Annotated in this window: 15 protein-coding genes; all 15 read right to left on the bottom strand. The window is 35.9% G+C overall.

Going from position 1 to position 11039, the window contains the following annotated elements; genetic code table 11:
• Window positions 1–233 (bottom strand): flagellar basal body-associated FliL family protein (locus tag HU235_RS12015; RefSeq protein WP_459213470.1); only part of this gene is annotated, 233 nt, incomplete at its 3' end.
• Entirely contained in the window at window positions 226–447 is a 222-nt protein-coding gene (locus HU235_RS12010) for a flagellar FlbD family protein (protein WP_095298302.1), read from the bottom strand. The genes HU235_RS12010 and HU235_RS12015, both read right to left, overlap by 8 nt.
• Before the next feature lie 54 nt (window positions 448–501).
• Window positions 502–1431 carry a flagellar basal body rod protein FlgG gene (flgG, locus tag HU235_RS12005; protein ID WP_095298218.1) on the bottom strand — a complete coding sequence of 310 codons (930 nt, stop codon included), beginning with the start codon at window positions 1429–1431 and terminating at the stop codon, window positions 502–504.
• Between the two features lie 80 nt (window positions 1432–1511).
• Complete coding sequence (locus HU235_RS12000) at window positions 1512–1883, bottom strand: TIGR02530 family flagellar biosynthesis protein (RefSeq protein ID WP_095298220.1); 372 nt, start codon at window positions 1881–1883, stop codon at window positions 1512–1514.
• A 17-nt stretch (window positions 1884–1900) separates the two neighbouring features.
• Window positions 1901–2332: a flagellar hook assembly protein FlgD gene (gene flgD, locus HU235_RS11995; RefSeq protein WP_095298221.1), complete on the bottom strand. Its 432-nt coding sequence runs from the start codon at window positions 2330–2332 to the stop codon at window positions 1901–1903.
• A gap of 12 nt (window positions 2333–2344) precedes the next feature.
• Window positions 2345–3751 (bottom strand): flagellar hook-length control protein FliK, encoded by a 1407-nt coding sequence (locus HU235_RS11990; RefSeq protein ID WP_174880360.1) that lies wholly within the window; start codon window positions 3749–3751, stop codon window positions 2345–2347.
• 15 nt (window positions 3752–3766) lie between these two features.
• The gene (locus HU235_RS11985; RefSeq protein ID WP_174880359.1) at window positions 3767–4369 is read right to left on the bottom strand and encodes a MotE family protein; all 603 of its coding nucleotides are present in this window, start codon (window positions 4367–4369) and stop codon (window positions 3767–3769) included.
• A gap of 10 nt (window positions 4370–4379) precedes the next feature.
• Window positions 4380–4823 (bottom strand): flagellar export protein FliJ, encoded by a 444-nt coding sequence (gene fliJ / locus HU235_RS11980; protein ID WP_095298226.1) that lies wholly within the window; start codon window positions 4821–4823, stop codon window positions 4380–4382.
• Window positions 4820–6154: a flagellar protein export ATPase FliI gene (gene fliI, locus HU235_RS11975; RefSeq protein WP_370877280.1), complete on the bottom strand. Its 1335-nt coding sequence runs from the start codon at window positions 6152–6154 to the stop codon at window positions 4820–4822. The genes fliJ and fliI overlap by 4 nt, the downstream gene beginning before the upstream one ends.
• Window positions 6151–6927, bottom strand: coding sequence for a flagellar assembly protein FliH (fliH, locus tag HU235_RS11970; RefSeq protein ID WP_174880358.1), 777 nt, complete (start codon window positions 6925–6927; stop codon window positions 6151–6153). The genes fliI and fliH overlap by 4 nt, the downstream gene beginning before the upstream one ends.
• Window positions 6920–7936 carry a flagellar motor switch protein FliG gene (gene fliG / locus HU235_RS11965; RefSeq protein ID WP_095298230.1) on the bottom strand — a complete coding sequence of 339 codons (1017 nt, stop codon included), beginning with the start codon at window positions 7934–7936 and terminating at the stop codon, window positions 6920–6922. Before fliG ends, fliH begins: the two co-directional genes overlap by 8 nt.
• Before the next feature lie 14 nt (window positions 7937–7950).
• A complete protein-coding gene (gene fliF, locus HU235_RS11960; protein WP_145580926.1) occupies window positions 7951–9555 on the bottom strand; it encodes a flagellar basal-body MS-ring/collar protein FliF in 1605 nt (534 codons plus the stop codon).
• Between the two features lie 78 nt (window positions 9556–9633).
• Window positions 9634–9945: a flagellar hook-basal body complex protein FliE gene (fliE, locus tag HU235_RS11955; protein WP_095298235.1), complete on the bottom strand. Its 312-nt coding sequence runs from the start codon at window positions 9943–9945 to the stop codon at window positions 9634–9636.
• Window positions 9946–9954: 9 nt separating this feature from the next.
• Window positions 9955–10404 (bottom strand): flagellar basal body rod protein FlgC, encoded by a 450-nt coding sequence (gene flgC / locus HU235_RS11950; protein ID WP_095298237.1) that lies wholly within the window; start codon window positions 10402–10404, stop codon window positions 9955–9957.
• Between the two features lie 2 nt (window positions 10405–10406).
• Window positions 10407–10799 carry a flagellar basal body rod protein FlgB gene (flgB, locus tag HU235_RS11945; RefSeq protein ID WP_095298239.1) on the bottom strand — a complete coding sequence of 131 codons (393 nt, stop codon included), beginning with the start codon at window positions 10797–10799 and terminating at the stop codon, window positions 10407–10409.
• Window positions 10800–11039 lie beyond the last annotated feature (240 nt).

The raw sequence follows: 11039 nt of genomic DNA, 5'->3' as shown, positions 1-11039 counted from the left end.
TTCTTAGAGTCTGTTTCAATTTTAAATGAAACACGTACGATATTGCCACTGGATATATTTGTCGTTATCTCAGGAATATCTACAGATGCTTCAACTACTTCTTTTGCGGAAGGCTCTTTATGCTTTTCTTCTTCTCCTCCCGTGAACTTCATTACGACTACAAGTGCAGTTACACCTATTAATGTAATCGAAACAATAATGACAAGCATAATACTTAGCAGCTTTTTATTCATCGTCCAAGACCTCCGAGCCTTTTCTTACTGACAGGACATTGATATTTTTATAAAAGGAAGTAATTTTTTTATAAACCTCAAGCTCTGGCTCTTTCACAACATATTTATGTCCATTCGTTAAAGTAATTGTTGTATCTGGAAATGATTCAATGACTTCAATATACAAAGCATTAAGCGTAAATGATTTCCCATTTAATTTTGTTAGCTGAATCATACCTTTTAGAGGCTGACTAATTGAAATCATTTCAGTCAGCCTCATTCCCCCTTATTAACGTTTTAATCCCATTAGTTCCTGCAGTATTTCATCTGATGTAGTGATAATTTTTGTATTTGATTGGAACCCACGTTGAGCAACAATCATCTCTGTGAATTCTTCAGATAAATCAACGTTTGACATTTCTAAAGCACCTTGCGCAATCTTACCTGTTCCGTCTTCACCTGCAATTGCTAGATCCGCAAGTTGAACACCAGCAACTCCATCAGTGTCAACCGAACCAGAGTTCGCAGATTCTTGATAAAGGTTACCACCAACCTTCTCTAATCCACCTTCATTTGCAAAGTTTACGACACGAATTTGTCCTGCTACATTTAGCTGACCATTCGCGTTAATAAAATTCACAGTACCATCAGGTCCGATACTGAAGCTTTGTGCATCTAGTGGGATTTGAATTAGGCCTGCATTGCCACTTAGCTCATCATTAAATCCATCAGCAGTTTTATTACCTGCTTCACCAATTACATACAGCCCTTCAGCAGTTACAAGATAACCTTGATCATCTAAATAGAAATTTCCTGCTCTTGTAAAGTTCAAACTCATCGCATTATCAATTGGCTCTGTAATTGTGTTTGTTGCCATATTCACTGCACCTGGATTATTGATTGTCCCAACAACAAACATTCCATCACCTTGTAATGCAAGGTCTAAATTTCGATTCGTCATTTGTGTGGAACCTGTTGTATGAATCGTATCAATCGAGCTCAACTTTGAACCAAGTCCTACCTCTTTCGCATTCGTCCCAGCAGAATTGGCTGTAGCACCAGCAGCACCTGAAATTTGTTGACTAAAAAGGTCTGAGAAAGTTGTTCGAGACTTTTTAAAACCGTAAGTATTAACGTTGGCAATATTGTTTCCAATAACGTCTAATTTCGTTTGAAAGTTTTTCATTCCACTTATTCCTGAGTATAATGAACGTAACATATATGTCTCTCCCTTTTAATAAATTTAAATAGCTGCTTCCTTCATTCCACAACTATTGGCTTCCGCAATGCGGTCCGGCCTTAATTAATAATGATTGCACCATTGATGTTTGTAATAATTTGTGATTTCACTTCTTCTCTTCCCATCGCTGTAATAACTGTTTTATTTTTCGCATTGATGATGAGAGCTGCATCTTTTATTAGAACGAGCGAATCATTAACACCTTTTTGTCTGGCTTCATTTACTTTAGTCTCAATTAACGACCAATCTTCATTAGATAGAGCGATGTTTCTCTGATTTAAACGCTCTTCGGCATGCTTGCTTATTTTTAAATGAGAATCAATTAATTGATTGGCTAATATTTCTTTAAAGGAAATATTATTTTGTTCTTTTACATTGATATTAGGTAGATTTGCTGTGTATTTGTTTACATGATTAAAATTTATCTTCATAGTAACCTATAAACCTTTTAATCAGATTCGCTAACTTTAGTCACATAACTACTAGAAATTTCATCCCCATTATCAAGCTCTAAAATAATGCCAGTGTCATTTCGCTTAATTGACTTTACGATACCTTCGCCTACTTCGTCGTCAGACTTTTTCCACTCAATATGTTTACCGATCATTTCTGAATACTGTAAAAGATTATCTCCACCAGTTTGAAGTTGAAAATAAAGATATTTCTCTAACATAGTAGCCATATTCGTCATTTGTTCAAGAGAGGAAAACTGTGCCATTTGCGCGATAAATTCTTTATCCTCCATCGGATTCAGTGGGTCCTGGTTTTGAAGCTGAGTCATTAAAATTTTTAAAAACTCATCTTTACCTAGACTTGAGTTACCTGTACTCTTCGTTGTTTGCTTGTTCGATAAAAGCAAAGTCGGATCAATCGTTGTCATCCTTCATCCTCCTTACCCTGTAGAGTTCAAGAGCTGTTTTAATTCGTCAAGAAAGCTTTTCTCATTTTCGCTATCGTCTTCAGCCTGAGAATCATTTGTTTCTTGTTGATTTTTTTCCTTTTGTTCTGATTGTTCTCTATGAAGTCTTTGTGATTCATCACCAGTCACATCGAACCGTTCTATTTCAATTTGCACAGAAGGAAGTGCTTGTCTCAACTGCTGAAGGCTATGCTCCAGCAACTCTTTTGCAGAGTTTGTTGAAGTCATGATTTTCGCTACCATTTCGCCATCTTTTTGTACAAGCCTAACGGTTAATGAACCAAGATATTCTGGATTCAGTTTAATTACTAATCGGCTTGCACCATTAGGTGATTGAGCAAAATGACTATTTTTAAACGCACTGATTAGTTGGTTTGTAAATTCCTGGCGCGCTTGTGATGGAATCGCCTTTTTACTTAAGCTATCAGTTTGTGTTAAAGATAATGGATTTAACTGAATCGTAATCATTTGGTCAGATTTACTATTTACACTATTAGGAACTTCAGAAGATAAAAGTCTAGTACTTCCTACAGATTCATCAAATATGCTGTCACTTAAGCCTTTAAAAAGATCCTTTATAGTTGTAATATCTAGCTTTTTAATTACCTTTTGCAATTGTTCATTAAGCTCACCATTAGATGATTCTAATAATAGGTTTGTTATGGTATCCTTCAATTTAGGTTCTTGGATGAATTTTGGATTAACCTCTTGGAGTAGACTTGTTATTTTTAATAAGCTATCTACCTTTTCAATCCGTAACTCATCAGTTTGTGAAAACCATTTATTGAATAGTAATTTACCTTCTAAAAGTGCCTTATTGCTTGAATCCATTTCCCCAAGTGCATCGACCATTTGTTCAAATGCTAATGGCTCGTTACTTTGATAGCTCGGAAATTCCTTTTTTAACATAGCATTCAAATCGGACAGTAGCTGCTTTTTCGAAATGTCTATGTCAAGATTTTGTATTACTTGTGCTAATGATAATATCCCGATTACTGACGGAGATTCTTCAATTTTTTTTAACAAGTCCTCAAGAGAATGTATGCTGTTTAAAAATTCGCTCACTTCACTCATTAGCATTTGAGAAATTTCAGAATTATCTCCAGAATATAGCGAATTTTTCAATGAATCTACGTTTAGACTTGATTCATCTAGGGTATAAGTACTAAGTAGCTTTTTCATTTCTTCTAAAGTTTTGTTAATGTTAAAATCAACATTTTCCCCGTCTGTAACTTCCGCGTTCGGTACTCCTGATTGCGGAACGGAAGTAACAGCTGATAGATAATCAGTGAACTTCGAATCACTTTTCGTTGTTTTTGAGCTGTCTTTCATACTGTTAGCACTTTGATTGACGGATTGGATAATCATAGCTACATTCATTTATTCACCTCCCTTCTATTCAGATGGTGAAGCTAATAAACTCGTAAACTTCACTGCATCATCGACTGTCATTTTTGCTAAAATATCAGCAACCTGCTTATCGTCTAGAGAGGTTAAAATAGTTAATGCATCATCTTGATTCAGCTTCGGGATGATTTCCGCGGCCTTTTTACTGGACATATTGTCATATAACTTTGATATATCTTTTGCTTTATCCTGTGAATCAGACTGATTAATTGTTTCTAATTGCTCTTCTAGCGACTTGATTTCTTGCTGTAATTTTTGAATTTCCGTTTCCTTATTCGTAACGTCTTGTTCAAGTGCACTAATCATTGAGGTTTGCTCTTCAATCGTTTTTTCCAGTTTCTTATTTTCTTCATTCGCCTCAGATACCTTGTCTGATTGAACAGTTTCACCTTTATCTTGCTTCTCTTTTTCATCGTCAAAAAGCTTTTCTACTATTGGAACTTCCGCTAAGACAGCTTTCGTTTTACCTAAAATATCAACCCCTGCAACGGAAAGAATAACGACGACGAGAGTGATTGTGAATAGAACTGGAATTAATATGACAAAGATAAACCATTGAAATTTCCCATACTCATGTTTCTCGTTTTCCATCTACTTTCACCTAATTTCCATGATACATATACGACTGAATCGAGAGGTCATCCATATGTTTATTCTCTAGTTGATTCATTGAAGCGGTGTAGCTCATTTTCTGTTTTTCTTTTAATTTTTCATATTTTTTCACTTCTATATTGTGCTGCATAAGTTTCATTTGTTTTTCTGTCATCCGCTTACGAGATAATTGAACAAGCTTTTGATAATGGGAAATTGTCTTTTCTAAATTCGTTACAAACTGTTGGTAATGTCTGATTTCTTGAACGGACATTCCTTGATTTAGCTTAGAAATCGTGTTTTCCTCTAAAACTTCCTTTTGCTTCATAGAGTCATAGAGTTTATTCGCAACATTTTCAAAATCTGCAACCGATTGATTGTATTCAGCTAAAGATTTCTCTTTTTCATTTTCTTTAATATCCAATATTTTTTGAAAACGAAATTGATACGTCATGACATTTCACCTGTTTCTACTAGCTTGATAAGTGTTTGGATACTTTGCTCGATTGTCACTTTATCTTCTACATTTTGCTTAAGAAAAGAAACAATTTTCGGATAAAATTTAATCGCCTCATCAATTTCTCGAGAGGAGCCTCTCTTATATGCCCCAATATTAATTAAGTCTTCAGAATTTAAATAGGTGGATAAGAGATCCCGTAATCTAGTTGACGATTGACGATGTTCGGGCTCGACGATATTGTTCATGACCCGACTTATACTTTTTAACACATTGATTGCAGGAAATTGCCCTTTGTTTGCTAAATCCCTGTCCAAAACGATGTGTCCATCTAATATTCCACGCACCGTATCTGCTATTGGTTCATTCATATCATCACCATCTACCAAGACAGTGTAAAAGGCTGTAATTGATCCGTGTTCATTTGTACCAGTTCTTTCGAGCAGTTTTGGCAATATTGCAAATACTGAAGGTGTATAGCCTTTTGTCGTTGGTGGTTCACCAACAGCAAGTCCTATTTCACGCTGCGCCATTGCTACACGAGTAACTGAGTCCATCATATACATAACGCTAAGACCCTTATCTCGAAAATATTCTGCAATTGCCGTTGCGGTATAGGAAGCCTTCAATCTCATCAATGCCGGTTGGTCAGAGGTTGCAACAATAACAATTGATCTTTTCAGACCTTCTGGACCTAAATCTCTATCAATAAATTCCCTAACCTCACGACCACGTTCTCCAACAAGTGCAATAATATTAATATCGGCATTTGTATTTCTTGCGATCATACCCATTAATGTACTTTTCCCAACACCGCTACCTGCGAAAATACCAACACGCTGTCCTTTACCAACAGTTAATAAACTGTCTATCACACGTACCCCAACTTCTATCTTTTCGTCTATAGGGGGTCTCTTCATTGGATTTGGTGGCATTTGATCTGTTGGAACATTTGATAAGCCCTTAGGTAGCATAGTTTCATCCAAAGGATTTCCAAATGCATCAACTACTTTTCCAATTAATCCAGAACCAACCTTGACCATTAATGGCTTATTAGTAGCTTCTACAATACTGCCTGGTGAAATATCTGATACTTGCTCAAATGGCATGAGCAATACGTTTTCATCCTTAAACCCAACAACCTCTGCAGGAATTTTTGTCGTTTTATTCACACCAGTGTATATATAGCATAAATCACCAATCGAGCTATCTGGACCTCTTGATTCAATCATTAGGCCAACTACCTTTTTCACTTTCCCGTAGCGTTTATAGGAATCTAAGCTGTCAATTGTGTGTAGTAAGTCATAAACTCGCAACTTGAGATTCACCTCTCATTACCTTCTAGCAATTGTATTAACTGCTGCTTTAATTGTTCCAATTGTGTATCAACACTAATATCAATTCGCCCGAAGGATGATTCAATATAACAATCGTTTTCGTTTAATTCAGCATTCGCATACATATTAAGGTCTGTCTCATTTGTTACGATTTGCTTCAATTCTTCCTTTTGACTCAAAAGATAATCATAGTTTGAAGGATGTATGTGAATTTTAATATTTTCATATTCCTTCACTTCATGTAATCCTTGTTTAACTAAGGAAAGGAAAGTTTCTGCTGATTCATTTAGTTTTGTGGAAATGATTTTCTCAGCTACTTTGATCGCAATTTCTAAAATAACATTTTCCGAAGATTGAATTTTTTCATCGTATTCTTTTTTCGCCAGATCGATAATTTTCTGAGATTCCTGGATAAAGCTTTCGTATTTGTGCAATGCTTCTCTTCGCCCTAGCTCCATTCCTTCGGCATAACCCTCTTGTCTCGTCTGCTCAAACAATTGCGCTTTTTCTGTATTCCATAAATTTCGTTCTTCCTCAATTTGTTTATAGAGAGTCTCCTGCTGCATTCGAGCAGAATGGATCATTTGTTCCGCTTCTTCTTTTGCAGACTGAATGATAAACGAGGACTTCTCAGCAGTTACTGAGTCTTGATAATCCTCGTTTTTATACTTTTCCTGTAACAGCTCTCTAATCCCAACTACCGAAATTGGCTGTTTATTTTGCTCGTCTTTATTGGTGAATTGTGACTTTATAAGCCTAGACAATAATATCATCTCCTCCACCACGTGCAATGACGATCTCACCAGCTTCTTCAAGTCTTCTAATTACACTTACAATTCTAGATTGTGCTTCCTCAACGTCACGAAGACGGACAGGTCCCATGTATTCCATTTCTTCTTTAAATGTATCAACCATACGAGTTGACATATTTTTGAAGACAACATCTCTAACTTCCTCACTAGCCACTTTAAGAGAAAGCATTAAATCGTCATTTTCGACATCTCGGATCACACGTTGAATTGCGCGATTATCAAGAGTAACAATATCCTCAAATACGAACATTCTCTTTTTAATTTCTTCTGCGAGAACTGGATCCTGTATTTCTAATGAATCTAAAATCGTTCTCTCGGTAGAGCGATCAACACCATTTAATACCTCGACAACTGCTTCAATTCCACCGGTTTGTGTATAATCCTGTGTTACCGTTGAAGAAAGCTTACGCTCTAAGATTTGCTCTACTTCGTTAATGATTTCGGGTGATGTTCGGTCCATCATCGCGATTCTTCTTGCGACATCTGCTTGCAATTCCTGTGGCAGCTCAGATAATATTTGCCCTGATTGTGCTGGCTCAAGATATGACAGCACTAAAGCAATTGTTTGTGGATGCTCATTTTGAATAAAATTTAATATTTGAGCTGGATCTGCCTTTCTAGCAAAATCAAATGGTCTTACTTGTAGCGATGATGTTAGGCGATGAATAATATTTGAAGCTTTATCCTCTCCTAAAGCCTTCTCAAGTATTTGTTTCGCATAGGCAATTCCACCTTGACTTATATAGTCCTGAGCCATTGCTATTTCATGAAACTCTTCAATAATTTCTTCCTTTTTCTGTGCCTCTACTTTTCTAACTCCGGAAATTTCAAGTGTTAACTTCTCGATTTCCTCTTCAGAAAGATGCTTATAAATCGATGCAGAAACTTCTGGTCCTAGTGAGATTAAGAGAATGGCCGCTTTCTGCTTACCTGTTAATGTTTGATTATCCTTTTTCGCCATAAGTTCTTAACCTCCTAATCCTCTGAAATCCAACTACGTAAAAGCTTTGCAAAATCCTCTGGCTTTTCCTTAGCCATTTTTTCCAGTTGTTTTCTACGAACAGTACCCTCTGTTTCTACTTCATCATTAATATCTTTTACACGTATTCGTTCTTGGATAATATCTTCTTCGTCCTCTTCGAAATCCTCATCATCTTGTTTTCTTTTTCTTACTAATAAGATGACTAGAATGATGATGGCAAGTAGTAAAACGCCCGCAACAATGTAAACCCATAGTGGTATTACTTGGGCTGACTCCGTTTCTGTCATTTCTTGTTTACCATCAAATTGTTGCACAGATACAACAACCTTTTCAGCTATTTCTTCATCTGTTAATGGTTCTTCAGTTGTATCTTTATTAATTGAAGTCCGCACAACAGTCGAAAGGATTTGTTGTATATCTGCCTCTCTTTCAGCCGTAAATGATGCAGGGTTATCAGGCTCTGGAGGCTCAACCATAACTTGAATACCGATATCGCGTATTTTATATGGGCTCTCGACAATTTGCTTATTGATTCGATTAACCTCATTATTGATTCGTTCTTCAATTTTCTCGTAATCACCGTCGCCAGTTGCTTCGGTTGTTGCTTCGTAGCCTGGGACATCATCTTCACCTGTACCATTAACACCACCAGCAGCTTGAGCACCATTCCCTGTATAAGCTTCAGTAATTCTTTCTACACTGACAGCAATTCCTTCATCACTGCCTTCAACAACTGGAGAAACTAGATTTTCTTCTCGATTTTCTTGTGTGAAATCAATATCTGTTGTTACCGAAACAACAACTTTGTCTTGTCCAATCATTGTTCCAAGTAATTTTTGCACATCACGTTGAATATCTTGTTCAATTTGTGATTTAATTTCTTGTTGTGATGCATAGCTCCCACCAAGGGTAGAATTTGTGCCATTATTTAAATCGTAGTAATTAAAGTTTTGGTCCATGATAACGATATTATCGGTAGTAAGATTCGGTACACTCTTTGAAACTAAATGAAAAAGTGCATTGACTTTATCCTGGTCTAACTGTGCACCTGGTTTTAAATCGAGTACGACCGATGCTGATGAGCCTTCCGCCTGTTCTCCAACAAAAACGGATTCTGCAGGAAGGTTTATCATAACCTTAGCATCATTTACTCCTTCAATCCCCTTCATTAAGTTAGCCAATTCTGTTTGTGTAGCTTTAAGCTTAATGACATCGAATTCTTTATCAGTCATTCCGAAGCCTGAATCTTTACCAAAATATGAGTAATCAATTGTCCCCGAATCAGGAACTCCTTCAGCTGCAAGTTCGACCATCAAAGTATTAACTTGCTCTTTTGGCACAAGTATCGTCGAACCATTATTCGTTATCTCAGACTGTATTCCTTTACTATCAAGTGTTTCCTTTATTTGTCCGGTTTCTGCTGGAGATAAGTTCGAATATAAAGGAACTAAGTTTGGTTTCGACAGGAAATATGTTAATACTCCAGCGAAAACGAAAAAGAATAGGAGACCTGATAGAATTAACGATTTTTGCATCTTTGATTTACGTTGCCACATTTCTAAAAATTTCGTTTTTGTATTTTTAAATTTTTCATTCATTCCATAAAGTCCCCCGGTTATGATGACATTTGCTATTTTCGTAGTTACCTATAACCGTTCTTAAGATAAGAACAATTACTATACTTGCATTCTCATCATTTCTTGATAAGCTTCAATCGCTTTATTCCTTACTTCTACTGCCAGTGTCATTGTAACGCTAGCCTTTTGAGCTGATATCATGACATCGTGTAATTCGACATTCGCACCAGTAGCAAGCGCCTCTGTCATCTTGTCTGATTCAACTTGCGATTTATTTACTTGTTCAATCGCTTGTTTTAGTGAATCTGCAAAGCTAGCTTTATTTTCAGTTTGATTAATTGCAAAGCTATTGTTGCTTTTCGTTTGAATTGCATTTGTATTAAACTGAAATGGATTTATACCGTTGACCATATTTATCACCTATTTTCCAATTTCTAGTGCTTTCATCAGCATGCTTTTTGTCGCATTCATTGTCGTTACGTTCGCCTCATAAGATCTTGTACTGCTTATTAAATCCACCATTTCTTTTAAAGGGTCTACATTTGGCATAGCAACATACCCTTCGTCATTGGCATCTGGGTGTTCAGGGTCATACACTAGCTCAAACGGTGTTTCATCTTCTACAATTTCTGTTACTTTAACACCATTACTATTTTCAGATGAGCCCATAGCCTTATTTAATAAAGATGAGAATTGACTACCTTGAGGTTGTGTCACAACCATTTTCCTACGATATGGTTGCCATTCACCATCAACTAACTCCCCTCTTGTTGTATCCATATTTGCCATATTTGAAGAAATAACATCCATACGAACACGTTGAGCAGTTAATGCTGAAGCAGATGTATTAATAGATTGAAAGATCGACATGATTAATTTCCACCTTTTATAACTGTTTTTAACGAATTAAATTTACTGCTTAAACGGTCAATTAACGCGTTATATTGAATTTGATTTTTGGCCATTTCTGTCATTTCTTTATCTATATCAACATTATTTCCATTTTGCTGATAACTCGTATCATTATTCGTAACAATACGATAATCGGAAGTAGTTGAACCACCAAAATCAATATGCTTGCTGTTCGTTTTAGTCGCTTGTAATTTTTGCATTTCATTATTTAATGTAGAATCAAACCGAACCTCTTGCGCCTTATAATTAGGAGTATCGACATTTGCAATATTATTTGATATAACTTTTTGCTTAGTAGTCGCTTGTCCGATAGCACGTTCTAAAGTACTAATTGAACTCGAAAATAAATTCATATATCCACCTCTTAAAAGATAAAAATAACGATTTTAGAATAATGTCGAAATATGCTATTTGCAACATTAATTGTATGAAATTATAGTCTTAAAGTCTATGAAGTCTTTTGAAAAAAAAGTCGGATTTACTCAAAAGTGACAAAATGAGTAAAAAAGTCCTATTTTTAGGAACTTAATTATGTGGAACAAGGTGTGTTCCAATTAGGGAGGATTGTTCTAATAAACACTATATACAAAAAT

Source organism: Metabacillus niabensis (genome assembly GCF_902829255.1).
In the GTDB taxonomy this organism is placed as follows: Bacteria; Bacillota; Bacilli; order Bacillales; family Bacillaceae; genus Metabacillus; species Metabacillus niabensis.
This window is presented reverse-complemented; position numbering and strand designations above follow the sequence as displayed.